Below are 20,034 nucleotides of genomic sequence, written 5' to 3'. Positions count from 1 at the left end.
CGTTTCTAGTCCTCCAGCTCCAGATCCAGCAGCGCCGCACCCAGGCCCTTGCCGTGGGCGTCCAGCGCCAGCGAGCGGGTGACGCCGCCGCGCAGGGCACCGGGCAGCACGAAGTTCAGCGCGCCCAGGGCCGGCAATTCGTAGCGGCGCACCGGCGCGGCATCGGCCGGGCGACTGTCGGCGAACCAGGCGGCGACCCGTTCCGCGGTAAGCGCCTGGCGCAGGCGGTCGAAGTCTTCGTGGCGATAGGCGATCACCGCCATGTTCGAAATGTCCCCCTTGTCGCCGGTACGGACGTGGGCGATCTCGCGCAATTTCATGGCAGCGTCTCCAGCTCCAGGGTAGGGGTGACGGCCGCACGCGGCCACAGCAGCGAGGCCACGGCGATCACCTCGCGGACCGCCTTGGTGGCGCCGCCGCCGCCGGCCGGACCATTGGTGTACAGGGTTTCCACCTCGTTGCCGATCTGCACCGCCGCCGCCCGGTTGGCGCAGCGGCCGACGACGCGCAGGCGCACCTCCCAGGGTTCGCCGCTGGCCCGGGCCGCTAAGGTGGCGCCGTGCAGGGCGTCGCAGCCGATCAGTTCGCAGCGCAGCTCTTCCACCGGTACCCCACAGAGTTGCAGGCGTTCGCGCACCACGTCAGCCGCCAGCCTGGCCCGGCCCACGGCGCCCGGGCCGGCGTAGGAGATCTGGCCTTCGCCATGCCAGCCGTCGCGATAGCCCACCGAGACCTTGAGCTGTTCCGGGCGCGGCTTGCCCCGGGCCCCGCTGACCGCGACCCGGTCGGGTGCGGACTGCTCCAGGGCGACGCCGGAAAAGTCGGCGGTCACGTCCGGCGTCAGGTAGGCCGCCGGGTCGTGGACCTCATAAAGCAATTGTTCGGTGCAGGTCGCCGGGGTCACGCAGCCGCCGGAGCCGGCGACCTTGGTCAGGGTCGCCTGGCCGTCGGCGTCCACCTCGGCCAGGGGAAAGCCCAGACGGGCGAGGTCGGGGACGTCCTTGTAGCCGGGATCGGCGAAGTAGCCGCCGGTGACCTGGCCGGCGCATTCCAGCAGATGGCCGACCAGGGTGCCGCGTCCGCGACGCTCCCAGTCATCTGCCGCCCAGCCGAATTCATGCACCAGCGGCGCCAGGAACAGCGAGGGATCGGCCACCCGCCCGGTGATGATGACATCGGCGTCCGCCTGCAGGGCCTGGACGATGCCTTCCACGCCCAGGTAGGCGTTGGCCGAGATCAATCGGTCGCCCAGTTCGGCCAGGGTCTGGCCGTTGTCCAGCCGGGCGTCGGCGGGCAACTGGGCCAGCACGTCGTCGCCGGCCACGGCGGCGATCTTCAGACCGGTTACGCCCAGCTCCCGCGCCAGGGCCGCGACCTTGCGCGCCGCGGCGGAGGGATGGGCGGCGCCCATGTTGGTGACTACCCGCAGGCGCGGCCGTCCGGCCTTATTCAGCAGCGGCAGGATACGGCGCATCCTGGCTTCCAGCAGCGGATCGAAACCGGCCTCGGGATCGGCCAGCCGCGCCTGTTGCGCCAGGGCGATGGTGCGTTCGGCCAGGCATTCGAAGACCAGGTAGTCGAGCCGGCCATGCTCGGCCAGTTCCACGGCGGGTTCGATGCGATCGCCGGAATAGCCGGCGCCGCAGCCGATGCGAAGAAGACGGCTCATCTAGAAGACTCCCAGGAGCAGGGCGGTCAGGGTCATCAGTACCGAGGCCGCGAACAGGAAGGGGATGGTGAAGCGCTGATGATCGGCCAGGTCCAGCTTGCACAGGCCCACCAGCAGGAAGGTCGCCGGGGTCAGGGGGCTGACCGGGAAGCCGGTGGTGTGCACCCCGAGCAGCGAGGCCTGGGCCACCTGCAGCGGATCGACTCCCAGGTTGCGGCCAACCTCGGCGATCACCGGCATGACGCCAAAGTAGAAGGAATCAGGATCGAACAGCAGGCTCAGCGGCATGGACAAAAAGCCAACCACCGCCGGGATCAGCTGGCCATGCCCGGCCGGGATGCCGGCCACCGCCACCTGGGCCATGGCCTTGAGCATGCCGCTGCCCTGCATGATGCCGGTGAAGACGCCGGCGGCAAAGAGGATGCTGGCCATGGTCAGGGCGGTCTTGGCGTGGGCGTCGATGCGCGCCTTCTGGGCGTCCACCGAGGGGTAGTTCAGACACAGCGCGGCCACGGTGCCGAGCATGAACATCACCACCGGATCGACCCAGCCGGCGATCATCACGCCCATCACCACCAGGGTCAGCAGCAGGTTGATCCAGAAGCGCTGCGGGCGACGCAGGGCACGCTCGGCGTCGCTGAGCACCCGCTCCGGCGCGGCACCGGCGCCACCGCCGGCCAGCCAGGGCGCCTGGCCGGCCAGGGTCAGGCGCTTCTCCTCGCGCCGCCCGAGCCACCAGGCGCTGGCGAAGACGAAGGCCAGGCCCACCAGCTGCACCGGGATCAGCGGCTGGAACAGATCGGCCACCGGCACGTGCAGGGCGGCCGACGAGCGCAGCACCGGCCCGGTCCAGGGCAGGAAGTTGACCCCGGCGGCCATGGCCGCCACGCAGGCGAGGATGCGCCGGTCCAGGCCCAGGCGGGTATAGAGCGGCAGCATGGCGGGAATGGTCACCAGGAAGGTCACCGCGCCGGAGCCGTCCAGGTGCACCAGCAGGGCGAGCAGGGCGCTACCGCAGACGATGCGCGTCGGCCGGGTGCCGACGGTGCGCAGGATGCGGTCGATGATGGGATCGAGCATCCCGGCGTCGGTCATGATGCCGAAGAACAGGATGGCGAAGACGAACATGCCGATCACCGGGGCGACACCCTTGATGCCGGCGATGATGAAGGCGCTGGTGCCCAGGCCGAAGCCACCGATCAGGGCCGCGGCGATGGGGATGACGATCAGGGCGACCAAGGGCGAGACGCGTTTGCTCATGACCGCGACGAGCAACGCGAGAATGGTGACGACACCGAGCAGGGCGAGCATGGCGGACTCCTTGGACCGTGGCGCGGCAGGCGGGCGCACGGGAGGTTTTGTTGTTGTGGGTCCAGTATTCGAAGACGTCCGATGTCCTGTAAATTGGAATCTTCCGAAGCAGCGTTCAGAAAAACAAAATGAAGAATCTGCTCCAGCACGTGCAGGCCTTTCTCGCCGTGGCCCGCCAGGGCTCCTTCGCCCGGGCGGCGGAGGAATTGCACCTGTCACCCCCGGCGCTCACCGTGCAGATCCAGCAACTCGAAGCCTGGCTGGAGGTGCAACTGCTGGAGCGCACCCCGCGGCGGGTCCAGCTGACCACCGCCGGGGAAGAATTGCGCGGCCCCCTGGAGCGCATCCTGGTGGACCTGGGCGATGTCCAGACCCACGCCCGGGACCTGGCCGGCCTGCGCCGCGGGCGGATCACCCTGGCGGCCTTGCCGTCCTTTTTCATGGGACCCTTTCCCGAGTTGCTGAAGACCTTCCAGGCGCGTCATCCGGCCATCGAGGTCCGCCTGCAGGACGTGGTGGCCGGCCGGGTCGAGGCGCTGGTCAGGGAAGGGCAGGTGGACCTGGGCATCGGCGTCCGCCCACGGGCCGTAGGCCTGGACTTCCAGCCGCTGTACGTCGATCACCTGCAGCTGTTCGTCCCCCGCGACCATCGCTGGGCAGGCCGCACCGAGATCACCCTGGCCGAACTCGACGCCGTGCCCCTGCTGCTCACGGGGCGTGACAGCAGCGTGCGCGAGTGCCTGGACTTCGCCTTCGCCGCCACCGGCCTGCGCCTGGTGGCGGCGCTGGAGGCCAACTACATGAGCACCCTGCTGGCCCTGGTGGCGGCCGGGCAGGGCCTGGCCCTGCTGCCGGAATCGGCGGGTGGCGAGGCCCCGGTGGTGGCCCTGCCGGTCCGCGGCGAGAGCCTGGCCCGGCCGCTGGGCATCCTGACCCCCACCGGCCGCAGCCTCACCCCGGCGGCTCAGGCCTTCGTCGCCTTGCTCCGGGAGCGGCTGCAGGCCGGCTAGTACTCGAAGGGCTGGCCCAGCTCCTGTTGCAGCCAGTCCAGAAAGCGCCGCACCCGGGCGTAGCGCGAGTGCGCCCGGGGAAACACCAGGTGGTGAGCGGCCACCGGCAGGTCGTCATCCTGGGGCAGCACCCGCACCAGATCACCGCGGGCCAGATAGTCCGCTGCCAGCACCGTGCTCTCCAGGGCGAAGCCCAGGCCATGGCGGGCGGCTTCCAGGGTCATGTACGAACGATCGAAACTCAGGGTGTAGGGGCGCTCCGGCAGCGCCAGGCCCTGCTGGGCGAACCAGTTGGGCCACTTCATCAGGGTGGCCTCGGACAGGATCAGCTCGCTGTGCAGCAGATCCGCCGGCGACTGGATCGGGCGTTTTTCCAGCAACTGCGGCGCGGCCAGGACCGCCAGGCGTTCGCGCTGCAGGGTGCGGATCTCCAGGTTCGGCCAGCTGGGCAGGCCGTGGCGGATGTCGATGTCGACCTTGTCGCGGCTGAAATGCAGGGATTCGTAGGAGCAGGAAAGATTGATCTGCAGGTCGGGATGGCTCTGGCGGAACTGTTCCAGCCGTGGCATCAGCCAGAGCAGGCCGAAGCTCGGCGCCGAGTGCAGGCGCAGGCATTCCAGGCCGGCATCGCTGGCGGCGCGATCCGTGGCCATGGCCAGCCGGTGCAGCACCTCGCTGACCTCTTCGAGGTATTGCTCCCCGGCCGGGGTCAGGGTCATGCCGCGCGCGCCACGGACGAAGAGGGCGCGCCCCACCAGGGCTTCGAGCTTGGCCAGCTGATGGCTGACCGCCGAGGGCGTCAGCGCCAGTTGCTCGGCCGCGCGGGCGACTTTGGCGAAGCGGGCGGTCTGCTCGAAGGCTTGAAGGGCTTTCAGGGGTGGCAGGGAAAGCGTCTTGCCGGAATCCATGAGTTACGGGTCCTGTGGCCAGTTCGAGATCGATTCTCAAGCTGTCAGACCCAGCTGCCAAGCCGCAGGCATGAATTTTATTCAGCACGGTCTGACGCAGGCTGCGTTGCTGGGGCCCTGGTGCGGGGGCACTCTGGCCCTCAGCGACAGCCCTCCACAACAACAAGAAGGATAGCGTCATGCCACTGCATTCCCTGCTGCTGCAAGACAAGATCGCCCTCGTCACCGGCGCCGCCTCCGCGCGCGGTATTGGCCGCGCCACCGCTCAGGCCTTCGCCGCCCAGGGCGCGCGGGTCATCATCCTCGACCTCGATGCCAGCGCCGCGCGGGATGCCGCTGCCAGCCTCGGCGAAGGTCACCTGGGCCTGGCGGCCAACGTGGCCGACGAGGCCCAGGTCAGGGCCGCGGTCGACCAGGCGCTCGCCCACTACGGTCGCCTCGACGTGCTGGTCAACAATGCCGGCATCACCCAGCCGGTGAAGACCCTGGAGATCGTTCGCGCCGACTACGACCGCATCCTCGACGTCAACCTGCGCGGCACCCTGCTGATGTCCCAGGCGGTGATCCCGGCCATGCGCGCGCAGGGCGGTGGCAGCATCGTCTGCCTGTCCTCGGTGTCCGCCCAGCGCGGCGGTGGCATCTTCGGCGGTCCCCACTACAGCGCTGCCAAGGCCGGGGTGCTGGGCCTGACCAGGGCCATGGCCCGTGAATTCGGGCCGGACGGCATCCGCGTGAATGCCCTGACTCCCGGCCTGATCCAGACCGATATCACCGGCGGGCTGATGCACGACGAGCGCCGCCAGTCGATCATCGACGGCATCCCCCTGGGTCGCCTCGGTGAGCCCAGGGACGTGGCCAATGCCGCGCTGTTCCTGGCCAGCGATCTCTCCGGCTACCTGACCGGCGTCACCCTGGACGTCAACGGCGGCATGCTGATCCACTGATCGCCCCCTCGTTTTCAACGCTCTGCATCGACAAGGGCGCCGCGTCTGCGGCGTCCATAACAACAAGAGATCAGACCATGACTACGCTCACCCTGGCAGCGGCCACCTCGGCGCGCGCCAACGCCTATCGCAAGACCGCCTGGCGGCTGATGCCCTTCCTCATGCTGTGCTACTTCTGCGCCTATCTGGACCGGGTCAACGTCGGCTTCGCCAAGCTGCAGATGATGAACGACCTGGCCCTGAGCGAAGCCGTCTACGGCCTCGGCGCCGGCATGTTCTTCATCGGCTACTTCCTTTGCGAGGTACCCAGCAACATCATCCTGCACAAGGTCGGCGCCCGCCGCTGGATCGCCCGCATCATGATCACCTGGGGCATCCTTTCCGGGATGTTCGCCTTCGTCGAGACGGCCTGGCAGTTCTACCTGCTGCGCTTCCTGCTCGGCGTAGCCGAGGCCGGCCTGGCGCCGGGCCTGCTGCTCTATCTCACCTACTGGTTTCCTTCCTACCGCCGCGCCCGCATGACGGTGCTCTGGTTCGTCGCCATCCCGCTGTCGGGCATGATCGGCGGACCGCTGTCGGGCTGGATCATGAATCAGTTCGCCGGGGTCCATGGCTGGGCCGGCTGGCAGTGGATGTTCGTCATCGAAGCCATCCCCACGGTGGTGGTGGGGCTGATGGTGCTCGGCTACCTCAAGGATGGCGTGCACCAGGCGACCTGGCTGGACGACGACGAAAAGGCGCTGATCCAGAAGGAGCTGGCCGAGGACAACCAGCACAAGACCGAGCACGCCAGCGTGCGCGACTTCATCCGTGATCGCCGGCTGTGGCTGCTGGCCGCCATCTACTTCTGCGTGGTCATGGGCCAGTACGCCATCACCTTCTGGCTGCCGACCCTGGTGCGCAATTCGGGGGTCGCCGATCCGCTGCACATCGGCCTGCTCACCAGCCTGCCCTATATGTGCGCCATCGTCGCCATGCTGCTGGCCGGGCGCAGTGGGGACAGGCACCGCGAGCGCCGCTGGCACCTGGTGATTCCCATGCTGCTGGGCGCCTGCGGCCTCAGCCTCGCGGCGGTGTTCGGCCACAACGTCACCCTGTCGATCCTCAGCCTGTGCCTGGCCGCGGCCGGCATCCTCTCCGCGTCCTCGCTGTTCTGGATGCTGCCCACCACGCTGCTGGGCGGGGTCACCGCCGCCGCCGGCATCGCCGCGGTGAACAGCTTCGCCAACCTGGCCGGCTTCTGCTCGCCCTACCTGATCGGCTGGATCACCACCAGCACCGGCTCCAGCGCCATCGGCATGTTCCTCATCACCGGGGTGCTGGTGATCGGCGCCACGCTGGTCCTGCGCATTCCCGCCGCCCTGGTCAATCGCTAATCGAGGTACAGATCATGACCGCTTCTTCGCCACAACCCACAACGCTCTCGTTGGCCGAGCGCGCCCACAACATCCGCCGCCATGCCCTGCGCATGGGCCAGATCCAGGGCCAAGGTTATGTCGGCCAGGCCCTGGGCGTCGCCGACGTCCTGGCGGTCGCCTACTTCCATGCTCTGAGCTACCAGCCGCAGGCGCCCGAATGGGAAGGGCGCGATCGCTTCTACCTGTCCATCGGCCACTACGCCATCGCCCTCTATGCCGCGCTGATCGAGGCCGGGATCGTGCCGCAGGAAGAACTGGAGACCTATGGCTGCGACGACAGCCGCCTGCCCATGTCGGGCATGGCCGCCTACACCCCCGGCATGGAGATCACCGGCGGTTCCCTCGGCCAGGGCCTGGGCATCGCCGTGGGCGCCTGCCTCGGCCTCAAGCGCAAGCAGTCGAAATCCTTCGTCTACAACCTGCTGTCCGATGGCGAACTCAACGAAGGCGCCACCTGGGAAGCGGCCATGTCGGCTTCCCACTGGCAACTGGACAATCTCATCGCCCTGGTGGACGTGAACAACCAGCAGGCCGACGGCCACTGCCGCGAGATCCTCGCCTTCGAGCCCCTCGCCGAGCGCTGGCAGGCCTTCGGCTGGTTCGTCCAGCGCGTCGACGGCAACGACCGCGCGGCGCTGGTCGCCGCCTTCGACCGGGCTCGCCAGCACCCGGGCGCGCAGCCCCGGATCATTCTCTGCGATACCCGCATGGGCAAGGGCGTGCCCTTCCTGGAAACCCGCGACAAGACTCACTTCATCCGCGTCGAGGCGCACGAATGGGCCCTGGCCCTCGACGCCCTGGATGCCGGGAGGGACTTCTGATGACTACCACCGCCACCAAGCCACGCCTGACCACCTCGGCGATGATCGCCAGCATCGCCGCCGAGGGCCAGCCCACGCGACCGGCTCCCTTCGGTCATGCCCTGGCGGCCCTGGCCGAACAGCGCCAGGACATCGTCGGCCTCACCGCGGACCTCGCCAAGTACACCGACCTGCACATCTTCGCCAAGGCCCATCCCGAGCGCTTCTACCAGATGGGCATGGCCGAGCAGCTGCTGATGAGCGCCGCCGCCGGTATGGCCCGCGAAGGCTGCGTGCCCTTCGCCACCACCTATGCGGTGTTCGCCTCGCGCCGCGCCTACGACTTCATCTGCATGGCCATCGCCGAGGAGAATCTCAACGTCAAGATCGTCTGCGGCCTGCCCGGGCTGACCACCGGCTACGGCCCCAGCCACCAGGCCACCGACGACCTGGCGATCTTTCGCGCCATGCCCAACCTCATGGTGATCGACCCCTGCGACGCCCTGGAGATCGAGCAGGCGGTGCCGGCCATCGCCGCCCACCAGGGACCGGTCTATATGCGCCTGCTGCGCGGCAACGTGCCCCTGGTGCTGGATCGCTACGACTACCGCTTCCAGCTGGGCAAGGCCCAGGTGGTGCGCCCCGGACGCGACGTGCTGGTGGTGTCCACCGGCCTGATGACCATGCGCGCCCTGGAGGCCGCCGAGGCCCTGGCCGCGGATGGCGTGGACGTCTCGGTGCTGCACGTACCGACCATCAAGCCACTGGACGAAGCCACCCTCCTGGCGGAAGCCCGCAAGCCGGGACGACTGGTGGTGGCGGCGGAGAACCATTCGCTGATCGGTGGCCTGGGCGAGGCCGTCGCGACCACCCTGTTGCGCAACGGCGTGACGCCCACCTTCCGCCAGATCGCGCTGCCCGACGCCTTCCTCGACGCCGGGGCGCTGCCAACGCTGCACGACCGCTACGGCATCTCCACCACGGCGGTCTGCCAGCAGATCAAGGGTTGGTTGTAGGGCGGGGAAAGGGCGCCTGGTTACCTCAGGGAGTGCACTGAGGAAGCCAGGCGCCGCCAGGGCGATTCGAAGACTCGACGCCGCCCGCCCATCCGGGCAAGGTGAGCAGCTGTCTCTCATCGCCCGCTGGCCGCCATGTCCGATACCGATGAACTCACCCTGCGCAAGCTGGAGATCTTTCTGGCCTTCATGCGCAGTCGCAATCTGGCGCGGGCCGCCGCCGAGCTGGGCACCAGCCATGTCAGCGTGCACCGCGCCATCCATTCACTGGAAAACGCCCTGCGCTGTCCGCTGTTCAAGCATGAGGGGCGTACCCTGACGCCGCTGGACGGCGCCTTCGTGCTGGAGGCGCGCGCCGAGCGACTGCTGCAGGACCTGGCGGAGACGGTGCGGCTCACCCGGCAGGCGGCGGGTTTTTCCGCCGATCGCTTTCGCCTGGGCGCGCTCTATTCGCTGACGGTCAAGACCGTGCCCCAGCTGATCATGGGCCTCAAGCTCAGGCGCAGCGAACTCAACATCGACCTGGTGCTGGGTTCCAACGCCGATCTCGCCGAGCAGCTACGCGACTTCAAGCTGGACGCCATGCTGGTGGCCCTGGACGACGCCGTGGTGGATGCCGATTGCGAGAGCGTCGAGCTGTTCAGCGACGACATCTTCCTGGCCGCGCCCAGCGACTCGCCCTTCGCCGACCAGGCCGAGGTGGACCTGCGCGACCTCGCCGGGGTGCCCTTCGTGACCCTGACCCAGGGCTTCGCCACCTTTCGCGACGGCCGGCAGGTGTTCGCCCAGGCCGGCTTCGAGCCGGAGGTGATCATGCAGGTCAACGACATCTTCTCGCTGATGAGCATGGTCAGCTCCGGGGTGGGCTATGCGCTGCTGCCGGGGCGGGTCGAGGCGGTCTACCAGAACCGCCTCAAGCTGCTGCCCCTGGCCCCGCGCTACCGCCTGCAGCAGCGCATCGGCGCGGTCTTTCTGCGCAGCCGCGAGCGCGATCCCAATCTGCTGGCCTTCGTCGCCGAGTGCCGGATGTACGCGCGCAACTAACCCACCAGCGCCCGCACGCAGAAAAACAGCAGCGACGGCCCCAACAGGCAGCCCAGACCCGTGTGGAAGGTGGCGGTGAGGGCGCCATAGGGCACCAGGCGGCGGTCGGTGGCGGCGAGCCCCGCGGTGACGCCGCTGACGGTGCCGGCCAGACCGCCGAAGACCATCGCCGAGCGCGGGTTGTCCAGCGCCAGCAGGCGCGCCGACGCGGGCGTCGCCACCATGACGATGATCGCCTTGATCAGGCCAGTGGCGATGGACAGCGCCATGACGTCGGAGCTGGCGCCCAGGGCGGCGCCGGTCACCGGGCCGACGATGTAGGTCACCGCGCCCGCGCCGATGGTTGTCATGCTCACCGCGTCGCGGTAGCCGAAGGCCCAGGCCACGGCGGCGCCGACGATGAAAGGCAGCACGGTGCCGAGCAGCAGGGCCACGGCGCCGATCATTCCGGCCTTGCGCGCCTCGGTGGCCTGGACCTCGAAGGCGGTGGCGACGATGGCGAAGTCGCGCAGCATGGCGCCGCCCATCAGGCCGATACCGGAAAACAGCGCGAGGTCGGCCAGGCCTTTCTGGCCCCCGGTGACGGTCCCGCCGACCCAGGCCAGCACCAGGCCGATGACGATGGCGATGGCCGAGCCGTGCACCCGGCCAAAGGTCAGCCGGCGCGAAAGGATCACCGAGATCCACATGATCAGGCCGATCAGCGCGAAGGCGGCGACCAGGCCGTTGTGTTGCAGGGCTTTGGTGACGATGTCGTTCATCCTAGCGACCTCCGACCGGTGCGGCATGAGTGACCGCTGTCGCGGGGGCCACGGCGGCGTCCGGCAGTGGCGGTAGCGGTTCGCCGCGATGGCTGCGGCTGATAAGAGCGATGGTCAAGCCGCAGATCCCCACGGCGCCCACGGCGGCCAGCACCGCCACCGGTCCGCCGTGCAGGGCGGTGACCACGTTCTGCTGGGCCGCCATGGCCACCACCACCGGGATGTACAGCGCGCCCCAGAAGCCGACGCCGAATTCGCATTCCTTGCTCATGCCGCCATGCCGCTCCATGTAGAGCCGGGCGCAGATCAGCAGGAGCATGGCGATGCCCACCCCGCCGACATTGGACCTGACCCCGAGCAGGACGCCCAGGAAGTCGCCGATGATGACGCCTGCAAGCATGCAGACGGCCAGGAGCGCTACACCGTAGATGATCATTGTTGTTGTCCTCGGTTGTGCTTGGGGTGGGGTGAAGCCTGGGGCAGCGCTCCCGCTCTTGCCCCCTCTCCCTGAGGGAGAGGGCTGGGGTGGGGGCAGCCGCCCTGTCTGAAGGTCTCCGTTGTTCCTGTAGGTTGGGTGTAAGCCTGGCACGGCTCCCGCTCTTACCCCCTCTCCCTCGGGGAGAGGGCCGGGGTGAGGGCGGCCGACTCGTGCGAAAAGCTCAGTCCAGTCGCGCCGCCTCCTCGCGCCGCAGCGCGTCCAGGGTGTCGGGGTGGGTATCCTGCCAGGCCAGAACGCCGCTGGCGGGTAGCACGCGCCTGGCCAGCTGGGTGAGCACGCTGCCCGGCGCCAGCTCGATGGCCAGGCGCACGCCGCGCTCGCGGGCGGCTTCCAGGGTGGCGTGCCATTCGATGGGCCGCGCCATGTTGAAGGCCAGGTCGTCGCGCAGCTGTTCGGCGCGCACCAGCCGCCGTGCCGAGGTACCGCTCAGATAGGCCAGGCGCGGCGCGCGCAGCTCGACGCCGGCGAAGGCCTGGGCAAGAGTTTTGGCGGCCTCCGCCAGCAGCGGGCAGTGGGACGGCACGCTCATGGCCAGGCGCTTGGCCGCCGCCGCGCCCTCGGTGCGCGCCGCCTCGGCCAGCATGACCAGGCCCGCGTCGCTCCCCGCCACCACGTATTGCTGCTCGGCATTGGCGTTGGCCAGGTACAACGGCGCGTCAGGACGCTGGTGGTCAGAGACCAGCTTCTCGACCGCGCCGCGCCCCAGGCCAAGGATCGCCAGCATGCCGTAGCCGGACGGGTAGGCCGCCTGCATCAATTCACCGCGGCGGGCCACCAGGCGCAGGGCATCGGCGAAGTCCAGGGCCTCGGCCACCACCGCGGCGGCATAGGCGCCGATGGACAGCCCGGCCACCAGTTGCGGCACCGGGCCGCGACTCAAGAGCAGGCGCGCCGTGGCGACGCCGGCGATCAGCAGGCAGAGCTGCACGGCGCGGGTGTGTTCCAGGGCCTGGGCTGAGTCCAGGCTCAGGGGGTCGGTGTCCAGCACCTCGGCGGCTTCCGCCAGCGTCCGCCGGATCTCGGCGTCGTCGGGCAGAGCGTGCAGCATGTCGGGCCGCTGGGCGCCCTGGCCGGGAAACTGGAAGAGGGTGCTCATGCGGCGCGCGCCTCCGGCCAGGGATCGCCTACCAGCCGGGGGCCGGCAGTGGTCTTGAGCAGCACGCGTGAGGCGTCTCCGGCCCAATCGGCCAGGGCCACGCCGCCGAGCGGAGTTTCCAGCAGGATGTCCAGACGACACAGCGCTTGCCCCTGCAGGGACGTCAGCAAGGCCCGGGCCTGGTCGCGCGACAGTGGAGCGGCGCAGCGGATCAGCAGATCCAGATCGCTCCCGGCATGCAGCGCCGGCCAGCCGGAGGCCAATTCATAACCCGCAGCGCCGGTGGGCCCCCAGGGCAGCCCCAGGTCATCCAATAGCGGTTCGATAAAGGCCAGGGTCGAGAAGACGGGCAGGTCACGGCAATCACTGGAGACTCTCAGCGCCTCGGGTGAGAGCTGGCGTCTCACGGCAGCAGGCTCCAGCCAGGCCGCCAGCCGTTCGGCGCGGGTGGTGCCGCGCAGGCCGACCGGGATGAGGTCTGTTTCGGGTACCGCACGGCGGACTACCACCGGCAGCCCGGCCTGGACAACCTCTGCCGCCCAGGCCGGGGCTTCCGGCGAGAGGCCATCCGGCGTCAGGCCCCAGAGCAGGTCGTGGGGTCTGTATTGGGCTCCCATCGACCGCCCGCCCATTACGCGCTCCATTCCGCTCTCAGGCGTTCGCGCACCTCGCGAGAGGCCGCGCGATTGGCGCCATCCAGCCGCAGCCTGAGATCGGTGGCTCCGCTGGCCAGGACATCCGCCTGGGCGTCGGCCAGGGCCTGGCGCACCTGCTGCACATCTTCGGCCGAGGGCTGGTCGGGCTGAGCCACTTCCAGCTGGCGCCAGAGCAGGCCCAGGGAGGCATAGCTGTCCAGATCATAGGCCATGGGTGGAATGTCGGCCGCCAGGCGTTCCAACTCCTCGACGCTACGCAAGGTGACCCGCGCCGCCGAGGCCTTGCCCATGGCATGCACCTGCACCTGGGGATCGCGCAGGGCCAGCAGGCGATTGGCCTGGTAGCCATGGGCGAGAAAGCCGCCGGACATGGCCTTGCCCACCAGCAGGCCCAGCACCGGGTGCCCGGCCAGACGCGCCTCGGCATAGGCCCCGGCGGCCCCGGCCAGGGCCTGGTGGATGCCAAAGGCTTCCTCGCGGCGCCCATAGGCCTGGCTGGGCACGTCCACCAGGGCGATCAGGGTGCGTTTCACCGCGGCGTCACGATCTTCGGCGATGGCCTGCTGGATGGCCCGGGCCAGGCCCCAGCCCTCCAGCAGGCCCACCTCGCCCTGGCGGGCGCGGGGAAAGGGATTTTCGGCATCCGCTACCACCGCCAGCCAGCGCGCGGGGCGTCCGGCCAGTTCGAGGTCGGCGACGCGCAGGGAGGCAGGCAGGCCGTTGACGGCCTCGCCCTGACCGGCCAGGGCCTGGAACCAGGTCAGGCCGCGTTGCGAAGGCTGGGTGCTCATGGCTGGTCTCCGGCATAGAGGTCACGGACCGCGGCGGCGTCCGCTTGGGGACGGGTGTCGAGATCGGCAAGACGCGTCAGATAGTGTTCGGCCTGCTGGCTGCGCAAGGCGCCGGCAACGCCCCGGGTGAAGCCCTGGCGGATGGCGGCGGTCACGGCGGCGCTGTCGTCGGCGACGAAGACATCGGCCAGGCCTGTGGCGACCCGTTGCTCGCCGCCGGTCAGGCTCCAGATGAACGGGCGGTCGCGGGAATCGTATTCCTCGATCCCGGCTTCCTGCTCGATCACCTGGGGCCCGTTGAGGCCCAGGCGGGCCTCGCGGGTGACGATCAGCTGACTGCACAGCCCCGCGACGATGGACATGCCACCAAAGCAGCCGACGCTGCCGGCGATGACACCGATCACCGGCTGGTGGCTGCGCAAGGCGACGATGGCCGCCTGGATCTCGGCGATGGCCGCCAGCCCCAGGTTGGCTTCCTGCAGCCGTACACCGCCGGTTTCCAGCAGCAGCACGGCGCGGGTCGGGGTGCCGGCGAGGTTGTCTTCCAGGGCCAATTCCAGCGCCCCGGCGATCTTGGCGCCGCCCACTTCGCCCATGCTGCCGCCCTGGAAGGCGCCTTCGATGGCGCACACTACAGCCGGCTGGCCGTCGATCAGCCCCTTGGCCAGCACCACGCCGTCATCGGCCTGGCAAACGATGCCCTGCCTGGGCAGCCAGGGCGACATCAGCCGCTCGAAGGGCCCGACCAGCTCGCGAAAGCTGCCGGCATCGAGCACCGTGCGCGCCCGTTCGCGGGCACCGAGTTCGACGAAGCTGCGGCTGTGCAGCAATTCCTGCACGTCGGGAAGGGTGGCTTCAGCCATGGGTGCTGTCCTCCAGGTCTAGGGTTTCCAGACCCTGCTCCAGGCGCAGGCGTACCACGCCCGGGGTGGCGCCGAAGTCGTGGATATCCAGGGTCAGGGCCGGCAGATCCTCGCGCGCGGCAAACAGCCGGTCGAAGAGGGCACGCCAGCGCGGTTCGCTGCCATTGACCGAGGTGGTCACCTTGAGGGTGAAGTCGGCGTTGGCGGGTTCGAGGAGGACTTCGAGATCCCCCGAGCCGACGCAACCCACCAGGGCCCGACCCCGGCGGCGCTGGCTGGCCGGATAGCTGCAGCTGAAATGTTCCATCAGAGGTCTCCAGGGAGCCGTGGCTCCAGGCGATCGACGAGAAGGGTGGCGGCCAGCAGATCGGCGGCCCCACCGGGCGAGGCATTGGCGGCCAGCAGCTCCCGGTCCAGGACCAGCAGCTGGCGGCGGCCGGCCAGACTGGCACTGCCACCGGCGTCCAGCACCGCCTGGGCGCCCTGTTGCATGGTCGCCAGGGCCACGGGGCCGCCGCGGTGCAGCACGCAGGTGTCGTCCAGCCGGGTCATGATCGCCAGCAGGGCATCCAGGCGGGCGCTCTGCTCGCCGGCGCCCGCCTGGCGGCTGGCGCGCAGTTGCGGCAGGCCGCGCTGGTGGATGGCGGGAAAGCCGGCGGCCGCCTCGGCCCGAGCGCCGCCGACGCCATAACGTTGGGCGACGCGCTGGCCATGGCTCGGCAGAGTGCTGGGAGCATCAGGATCCGGGAGGCTAGCCAGGCGACCTGCCGCAAGGCACAGGGCCTCAGCAGAGCCAGGACGCCCAGGCACGGCCGCCGTCACCAGCAGCCCCAGCGCCCAGATGGCGCCGCGATGGGTGTTGACGCCACCGGTCACGCTCAGCATCGCGGCTTCGCCATCGCGACCCAGGCGGCCGATCAGGCGGCGCAAGTCGGCCGCGGGCAGCCCCAGCTCGGCGGCTTCGGCCATGGCCTGGAAACAGGGCCTCAGCGCCTGGGCGGAGGTCAGCATCAGGCCAAGGCTGAGGTCCTGGTGGGCACCCTGGCCGCGACGATCCACCAGGGCCGGCTTGGGTGAGAGTTCGGCTTCGTCGACCAGGGCCGTCACGGCCAGGTCGGCCAGGCGTTCGGCGGGAGGCGGGGCAAGACGGGCGAGGGCGGGCATCACCAGCTCCTGAATTTGGCCGGGGGTTGATAGAGGCCGCCGGACCATTCCACCAGTTCGCCGATGCTCTTGGCGGCGAGCAATTCGCGACTGGCGTCGGTGCGGCGGATGCCGAGGTCCTCGGGCAGCGCGACCAGGCCTTCCTGGCGCAGCCGCCGCGCTTCGGCCGGATCGCTGCGCAGACCGATGGCGGTGACCCCGGCCACGGCGGCGATCATCGCCCGGCGCTCTTCCAGGGAGCGGGCGCGGTAGAGATAGGCGATGCCTTCCTCGGTGAGCAGGTGGGTCACGTCGTCGCCATAGACCATGATGGGCGCCAGCGGCATGCCGCTCTTGCGCGCCACCTCCACCGCATCCAGGGTGTCGACGAAGGTGGGTTTGCCGCCTTCCTGGAAGGTCTCGACCATCTGCACCACGAGCTTCTTGCCGCGCTCCAGCAGCGCCGGGGCGCTGTCGCCCGTCTGTTGGCGCATGTCCAGCCAGGCCGGGGTGGGATGCCGGCGGCCGCGGGGGTCATGACCCATGTTGGGCGCGCCGCCGAAGCCGGCCAGGCGCCCGCGGGTCACGGTGGAGGAATGGCCATCGCCATCCACCTGCAGGGTGGCGCCGATGAAGAGGTCGACGGCGTACTGACCGGCCAGCTGGCAGAGCAGGCGGTTGGAGCGGAGCGAACCGTCCCGACCGGTAAAGAAGACGTCCGGGCGCTGGGCGATGTAGCCCTCCATGCCCAGCTCGGTGCCGAAGCAGTGCACGCTTTCCACCCAGCCGCTCTCGATGGCCGGGATCAGGGTAGGGTGGGGATTGAGCGTCCAGTGCCGGCAGATCTTGCCCTTGAGTCCCAGGCGCTCGCCGTAGGTGGGCAGGATCAGCTCGATGGCCGCGGTGTTGAAGCCGATGCCGTGGTTGAGCGACTGCACCTGGTGGCGCTCGTAGATGCCGCGGATGGCCATCATCGCCATGAGCACGTGCACCGGCTTGATATGGCGAGGATCCCGGGTGAACAGGGGTTCGATATAGAAGGGCCGGTCGGCCACCACCACGAAATCCACCCAGTCCGCGGGGATGTCGACCCGCGGCAATTCGGACACGTCGTCCACCAGCTGGTTGACCTGGACGATGACGATGCCGTCGCTGAAGGCCGCCGGCTCGATCAGCGCCGGGCTGTCCTCGGTGCTGGGGCCGGTATAGATGTTGCCGGCGCGGTCGGCCATGAAGCCGGCACTGAGCACCACCTTGGGGATGAGGTCCACCAGCAGCCGGGCATAGAGTTCGATGTAGGTGTGGATGGCGCCCACTTCCAGCAGCCCGTCTTCCAGCAGCTGGCTGATCCTCAGGCTCTGGGTGCCGGCAAAGGAGAAGTCCAGCTTGCGGGCGATGCCGCGTTCGAAGAGATCCAGGTGCTCGGCGCGACCGACGCTGGGCATGATCATGTGCAGGTCATGCAGCCGGGCCGGATCGACCTGGGCGAGACTGCGGGAGAGGAAATCGGCCTGCTTCTGGTTGTTGCCTTCCAGCACCACCCGGTCGCCGGGGGCGAGCAGCTGTTCCAGGGCCGCGACGATGGATGCGGTGGGCAGCACCTTGCCTTCGGCCAGCGCGGCCACCCGGTCCAGGCGCTGCTGCTTGTCACGGCGGCGCCTGGCGATCCGAGCCGGTGGGTGGGATGTCGTTGTCATTGGAGTCTCCACGAATCACCTGTCGTGGAGTCACCCTAGACCTCGCCTCCCTGGCGTTCAATCAACCTGAAGGCGGAATCGTTACGCTGAAGTTAACGATCCTGCCTGCATCAGGCCGCCGCGACCGGCTCAGGTCTTGTCGACCGGAGTGAACACCGTGGTGGTCTTGGAGAACCAGCCGGTGGGGGTCACGTCGACGTTGGCGTTGTCATATCTCAGGCTGTTCTGCACCTGCTTGAGCGTCAGGTTGGCCTGCCAGTATTGCTCGTGGCCCAGCTCCTGATTGGCCCGGTGCACCAGATCCAGGGTTTCCTGGGCCGGCAGCACGGCGGTGGAGTAGTCGACGTCGACGCCGGCCACCTTGAGGATCTCGCCGGCGGCCTTGGTATCGCCCTGCTGGATCTTCTCGTTGGCCTGGACCACGGCCTGGTTCTTGGCCGGGGTGGCGACATAGTCGTCACGCAGCGCCATGCCGCTCCAGATCGGCAGCCAGGACGTGGCCTTGGCGTCCTGCGCGGAGACCTGCATGAGTTTGCCGTCCTGACCGCGCAGGTCCCTGGCCGACTTGAGGTAGGCGGTCTTGTCGGTCTGGGCGGTCTGCAGCGCGCTCTCGGCGGCGGCCAGGTGCTGCTTGGCCTGATCGACATGGGCCTCGAAGAGGTCCTGGCGGGCGGCGACCACGTCCATGAAGGCCTGCTGTCCCTGCTGGGAGATCGCCGGCAGGGTGGCGACCTGCTGGGTGGCGATGTCGGGTCGGGTGTCGGCCAGGGCGGCGGTGGAAAACACCGAGGCGATGGTCAGGACGAGGAGGCTCTTGGCGATACGACGATTGAGGTTCATGTGCTTCTCCCGGATACGAAAGTAACTGGAACCGCGGGGGTATCGGGCAGGGTTGCGAGATACCTTGGGGTCAGTGTCCATCCGGTGAGCTTAACGAACGCTTAGCAGGCTATCGGTAGGTGTAATTCCAGGTGTCGGACGCTGGAACGGAAACAGCGCCCGCCCCGGAGAGTCCGGAGCGGGCGCTGTTGGCGGGCCGAAGGGCCTAGCGCACCAGGCAGGGCTTCTTGTTATCGAAGGTCCAGTTGGGCGAGAGGAATTGCATGGCCATGGCGTCGTCGCGCGCACCGAGGCCCTTGGCCTTGTACAGCTCGTGGGCGCGGGCCAGGGCGTCCAGGTCCAGCTCCACGCCCAGGCCACCCTGCTGCGGCACCGCCACCAGGCCGCCCTTGATCTCCAGCGGTTGCCGGGTCAGGCGCTGGCCGTCCTGCCAGATCCAGTGGGTGTCGATGGCAGTGATCTTGCCCGGCGCCGCGGCGGCGACGTGGGTGAACATGGCCAGGGAGATGTCGAAGTGGTTGTTGGAGTGCGAACCCCAGGTCAGGCCCCAGTCGTTGCACATCTGCGCCACCCGCACCGAGCCCTGCATGGTCCAGAAGTGCGGATCGGCCAGGGGGATGTCCACCGATTGCAGCTGGATGGCATGACCCATCTGGCGCCAGTCGGTGGCGATCATGTTGGTGGCGGTGGGCAGGCCGGTGGCGCGGCGGAATTCGGCCATCACCTCGCGTCCGGAATAGCCGTTCTCGGCGCCACAGGGATCCTCGGCATAGGCCAGGACGTGGTGCTGGTCGCGGCACAGGCGGATGGCTTCCTTGAGCGACCAGGCGCCGTTGGGGTCCAGGGTCACGCGCGCCTCGGGGAAGCGCTCGGCCAGGGCGGTGACCGCCTCGATCTCGGCGTCGCCGCTGAGTACGCCGCCCTTGAGCTTGAAGTCCTTGAAGCCGTAGCGGTCGTAGGCCGCCTCGGCCAGGCGCACCACGGTCTCGGGGGTCAGGGCTTCCTCGTTGCGCACGCGAAACCAGGCGTCGTCGCTCTCGGCTTCGCTGCGGTAGTCCAGGGTGGTCTTGTTGCGGTCGCCGACATAGAACAGATAGCCGAGCATCTCCACGGCGTCGCGCTGCTGGCCTTCGCCGAGCAGGGCCGCCACCGGCACCTCCAGGTGCTGGCCGAGCAGGTCGAGAAGGGCGGCTTCCAGGGCGGTGACGGCGTGGATGGTGATGCGCAGGTCGAAGGTCTGCAGGCCACGGCCGCTGGCATCGCGACCGGCGAAGGCCTGGCGGACCTGGCCGAGGATGCGCTGGTACTGCCCCAGCGGCTGGCCGATGAGGAATTGACGGGCGTCTTCCAGCGTCTGGCGGATGCTCTCGCCGCCGGGCACCTCGCCGACGCCGGTGCGGCCGGCGCTGTCCTTGAGGATCAGCACGTTGCGGGTGAAGTAGGGGCCATGGGCGCCGCTCAGGTTGAGCAGCATGCTGTCCTGGCCGGCGACGGGCACGACTTCCAGCGAGGTGACCACCGGGGTGCCGGTGTGCAGGGCGGGGGTGGCGTTGAATTGGGTCATGGTC

The 20,034-nt window shown here is 69.1% G+C and carries 21 protein-coding genes; 6 read left to right on the top strand and 15 right to left on the bottom strand.

All coding sequences use genetic code 11. The features are described from left to right. Positions 1-5: 5 nt before the first annotated feature. From DBY63_RS19790 to DBY63_RS19780, 3 genes are read right to left on the bottom strand one after another with little or no spacing between them, the layout of a single operon-like run. A complete protein-coding gene (locus DBY63_RS19790; RefSeq protein ID WP_077172710.1) occupies positions 6-320 on the bottom strand; it encodes a hypothetical protein in 315 nt (104 codons plus the stop codon). Beyond that, complete coding sequence (locus tag DBY63_RS19785) at positions 317-1,669, bottom strand: acyclic terpene utilization AtuA family protein (RefSeq protein WP_108582637.1); 1,353 nt, start codon at positions 1,667-1,669, stop codon at positions 317-319. The genes DBY63_RS19790 and DBY63_RS19785 overlap by 4 nt, the downstream gene beginning before the upstream one ends. Further along, positions 1,670-2,980: a citrate:proton symporter gene (locus tag DBY63_RS19780; RefSeq protein WP_108582636.1), complete on the bottom strand. Its 1,311-nt coding sequence runs from the start codon at positions 2,978-2,980 to the stop codon at positions 1,670-1,672. Positions 2,981-3,108: 128 nt separating this feature from the next. Here DBY63_RS19780 and DBY63_RS19775 point away from each other — a divergent pair, with 128 nt between their 5' ends. Further along, positions 3,109-3,990, top strand: coding sequence for a LysR family transcriptional regulator (locus tag DBY63_RS19775; protein WP_042133873.1), 882 nt, complete (start codon positions 3,109-3,111; stop codon positions 3,988-3,990). On the opposite strand, the gene DBY63_RS19770 is transcribed toward DBY63_RS19775, so the two are convergent. Continuing rightward, positions 3,987-4,898, bottom strand: coding sequence for a LysR substrate-binding domain-containing protein (locus tag DBY63_RS19770; protein WP_108582635.1), 912 nt, complete (start codon positions 4,896-4,898; stop codon positions 3,987-3,989). The genes DBY63_RS19775 and DBY63_RS19770 overlap by 4 nt on opposite strands. A 194-nt stretch (positions 4,899-5,092) precedes the next feature. On the opposite strand from DBY63_RS19770, the gene DBY63_RS19765 reads away from it, so the two are divergent. The 5 genes from DBY63_RS19765 (at position 5,093) to DBY63_RS19745 (ending at position 10,120) form a co-directional block, all read left to right on the top strand. Further along, positions 5,093-5,842 carry an SDR family NAD(P)-dependent oxidoreductase gene (locus DBY63_RS19765; RefSeq protein ID WP_108582679.1) on the top strand — a complete coding sequence of 250 codons (750 nt, stop codon included), beginning with the start codon at positions 5,093-5,095 and terminating at the stop codon, positions 5,840-5,842. 77 nt (positions 5,843-5,919) lie between these two features. Beyond that, complete coding sequence (locus DBY63_RS19760) at positions 5,920-7,218, top strand: MFS transporter (RefSeq protein ID WP_042133875.1); 1,299 nt, start codon at positions 5,920-5,922, stop codon at positions 7,216-7,218. Positions 7,219-7,232: 14 nt separating this feature from the next. Next, a complete protein-coding gene (locus tag DBY63_RS19755; RefSeq protein ID WP_108582634.1) occupies positions 7,233-8,081 on the top strand; it encodes a transketolase in 849 nt (282 codons plus the stop codon). Further along, positions 8,081-9,076 carry a transketolase family protein gene (locus DBY63_RS19750; RefSeq protein ID WP_007158546.1) on the top strand — a complete coding sequence of 332 codons (996 nt, stop codon included), beginning with the start codon at positions 8,081-8,083 and terminating at the stop codon, positions 9,074-9,076. The genes DBY63_RS19755 and DBY63_RS19750 overlap by 1 nt, the downstream gene beginning before the upstream one ends. A gap of 135 nt (positions 9,077-9,211) precedes the next feature. Then, complete coding sequence (locus DBY63_RS19745; protein WP_108582633.1) at positions 9,212-10,120, top strand: LysR family transcriptional regulator; 909 nt, start codon at positions 9,212-9,214, stop codon at positions 10,118-10,120. Here the strand turns inward: DBY63_RS19745 and madM are convergent. The 11 genes from madM to gudD all read right to left on the bottom strand — a co-directional run bounded on the left by madM (position 10,117) and on the right by gudD (position 20,030). Next, a complete protein-coding gene (madM, locus tag DBY63_RS19740; RefSeq protein WP_027602155.1) occupies positions 10,117-10,881 on the bottom strand; it encodes a malonate transporter subunit MadM in 765 nt (254 codons plus the stop codon). The genes DBY63_RS19745 and madM overlap by 4 nt on opposite strands. 1 nt (position 10,882) lies before the next feature. Next, positions 10,883-11,317, bottom strand: a complete 435-nt coding sequence (madL, locus tag DBY63_RS19735; protein ID WP_074582601.1) for a malonate transporter subunit MadL — start codon at positions 11,315-11,317, stop codon at positions 10,883-10,885. A 223-nt stretch (positions 11,318-11,540) separates the two neighbouring features. Beyond that, complete coding sequence (gene mdcH, locus DBY63_RS19730) at positions 11,541-12,476, bottom strand: malonate decarboxylase subunit epsilon (RefSeq protein WP_108582632.1); 936 nt, start codon at positions 12,474-12,476, stop codon at positions 11,541-11,543. Beyond that, a complete protein-coding gene (locus DBY63_RS19725) occupies positions 12,473-13,093 on the bottom strand; it encodes a malonate decarboxylase holo-ACP synthase (protein ID WP_244950565.1) in 621 nt (206 codons plus the stop codon). The genes mdcH and DBY63_RS19725 overlap by 4 nt, the downstream gene beginning before the upstream one ends. A gap of 14 nt (positions 13,094-13,107) precedes the next feature. Beyond that, positions 13,108-13,923, bottom strand: a complete 816-nt coding sequence (gene mdcE / locus DBY63_RS19720) for a biotin-independent malonate decarboxylase subunit gamma (protein ID WP_108582630.1) — start codon at positions 13,921-13,923, stop codon at positions 13,108-13,110. Continuing rightward, positions 13,920-14,786 carry a biotin-independent malonate decarboxylase subunit beta gene (locus tag DBY63_RS19715; protein WP_108582629.1) on the bottom strand — a complete coding sequence of 289 codons (867 nt, stop codon included), beginning with the start codon at positions 14,784-14,786 and terminating at the stop codon, positions 13,920-13,922. The genes mdcE and DBY63_RS19715 overlap by 4 nt, the downstream gene beginning before the upstream one ends. After that, positions 14,779-15,093, bottom strand: a complete 315-nt coding sequence (locus tag DBY63_RS19710) for a malonate decarboxylase subunit delta (protein ID WP_108582628.1) — start codon at positions 15,091-15,093, stop codon at positions 14,779-14,781. Before DBY63_RS19710 ends, DBY63_RS19715 begins: the two co-directional genes overlap by 8 nt. After that, positions 15,093-15,950 (bottom strand): triphosphoribosyl-dephospho-CoA synthase, encoded by an 858-nt coding sequence (locus tag DBY63_RS19705; protein ID WP_108582627.1) that lies wholly within the window; start codon positions 15,948-15,950, stop codon positions 15,093-15,095. Before DBY63_RS19705 ends, DBY63_RS19710 begins: the two co-directional genes overlap by 1 nt. Further along, positions 15,950-17,626 (bottom strand): malonate decarboxylase subunit alpha, encoded by a 1,677-nt coding sequence (mdcA, locus tag DBY63_RS19700; RefSeq protein ID WP_108582626.1) that lies wholly within the window; start codon positions 17,624-17,626, stop codon positions 15,950-15,952. The genes DBY63_RS19705 and mdcA overlap by 1 nt, the downstream gene beginning before the upstream one ends. A gap of 129 nt (positions 17,627-17,755) precedes the next feature. Beyond that, the gene (locus DBY63_RS19695; protein ID WP_027599545.1) at positions 17,756-18,466 is read right to left on the bottom strand and encodes a YfdX family protein; all 711 of its coding nucleotides are present in this window, start codon (positions 18,464-18,466) and stop codon (positions 17,756-17,758) included. 205 nt (positions 18,467-18,671) lie between these two features. Beyond that, positions 18,672-20,030, bottom strand: coding sequence for a glucarate dehydratase (gene gudD / locus DBY63_RS19690; protein WP_077172725.1), 1,359 nt, complete (start codon positions 20,028-20,030; stop codon positions 18,672-18,674). Positions 20,031-20,034 lie beyond the last annotated feature (4 nt).

Source organism: Pseudomonas sp. RIT411 (genome assembly GCF_003057735.2).
Classification (GTDB): Bacteria; Pseudomonadota; Gammaproteobacteria; order Pseudomonadales; family Pseudomonadaceae; genus Chryseomonas; species Chryseomonas oryzihabitans.
Note: the sequence above shows the minus strand (reverse complement) of the source record. Positions and strands in the feature narration are given on the sequence as shown.

Excerpts from the sequence above, each read along its gene's own strand:
- gudD (WP_077172725.1), bottom strand. The coding sequence starts at position 20,030 with ATGACCCAATTCAACGCCACCCCCGCCCTGCACACCGGCACCCCGGTG.
- DBY63_RS19695 (WP_027599545.1), bottom strand. The coding sequence starts at position 18,466 with ATGAACCTCAATCGTCGTATCGCCAAGAGCCTCCTCGTCCTGACCATC.
- DBY63_RS19750 (WP_007158546.1), top strand. The coding sequence starts at position 8,081 with ATGACTACCACCGCCACCAAGCCACGCCTGACCACCTCGGCGATGATC.
- DBY63_RS19780 (WP_108582636.1), bottom strand. The coding sequence starts at position 2,980 with ATGCTCGCCCTGCTCGGTGTCGTCACCATTCTCGCGTTGCTCGTCGCG.
- DBY63_RS19755 (WP_108582634.1), top strand. The coding sequence starts at position 7,233 with ATGACCGCTTCTTCGCCACAACCCACAACGCTCTCGTTGGCCGAGCGC.
- mdcA (WP_108582626.1), bottom strand. The coding sequence starts at position 17,626 with ATGACAACGACATCCCACCCACCGGCTCGGATCGCCAGGCGCCGCCGT.
- DBY63_RS19705 (WP_108582627.1), bottom strand. The coding sequence starts at position 15,950 with ATGCCCGCCCTCGCCCGTCTTGCCCCGCCTCCCGCCGAACGCCTGGCC.
- DBY63_RS19775 (WP_042133873.1), top strand. The coding sequence starts at position 3,109 with ATGAAGAATCTGCTCCAGCACGTGCAGGCCTTTCTCGCCGTGGCCCGC.
- mdcE (WP_108582630.1), bottom strand. The coding sequence starts at position 13,923 with ATGAGCACCCAGCCTTCGCAACGCGGCCTGACCTGGTTCCAGGCCCTG.
- madM (WP_027602155.1), bottom strand. The coding sequence starts at position 10,881 with ATGAACGACATCGTCACCAAAGCCCTGCAACACAACGGCCTGGTCGCC.
- DBY63_RS19785 (WP_108582637.1), bottom strand. The coding sequence starts at position 1,669 with ATGAGCCGTCTTCTTCGCATCGGCTGCGGCGCCGGCTATTCCGGCGAT.
- DBY63_RS19715 (WP_108582629.1), bottom strand. The coding sequence starts at position 14,786 with ATGGCTGAAGCCACCCTTCCCGACGTGCAGGAATTGCTGCACAGCCGC.
- madL (WP_074582601.1), bottom strand. The coding sequence starts at position 11,317 with ATGATCATCTACGGTGTAGCGCTCCTGGCCGTCTGCATGCTTGCAGGC.
- DBY63_RS19790 (WP_077172710.1), bottom strand. The coding sequence starts at position 320 with ATGAAATTGCGCGAGATCGCCCACGTCCGTACCGGCGACAAGGGGGAC.
- DBY63_RS19710 (WP_108582628.1), bottom strand. The coding sequence starts at position 15,093 with ATGGAACATTTCAGCTGCAGCTATCCGGCCAGCCAGCGCCGCCGGGGT.
- DBY63_RS19770 (WP_108582635.1), bottom strand. The coding sequence starts at position 4,898 with ATGGATTCCGGCAAGACGCTTTCCCTGCCACCCCTGAAAGCCCTTCAA.
- mdcH (WP_108582632.1), bottom strand. The coding sequence starts at position 12,476 with ATGAGCACCCTCTTCCAGTTTCCCGGCCAGGGCGCCCAGCGGCCCGAC.
- DBY63_RS19725 (WP_244950565.1), bottom strand. The coding sequence starts at position 13,093 with ATGGGAGCCCAATACAGACCCCACGACCTGCTCTGGGGCCTGACGCCG.
- DBY63_RS19745 (WP_108582633.1), top strand. The coding sequence starts at position 9,212 with ATGTCCGATACCGATGAACTCACCCTGCGCAAGCTGGAGATCTTTCTG.
- DBY63_RS19760 (WP_042133875.1), top strand. The coding sequence starts at position 5,920 with ATGACTACGCTCACCCTGGCAGCGGCCACCTCGGCGCGCGCCAACGCC.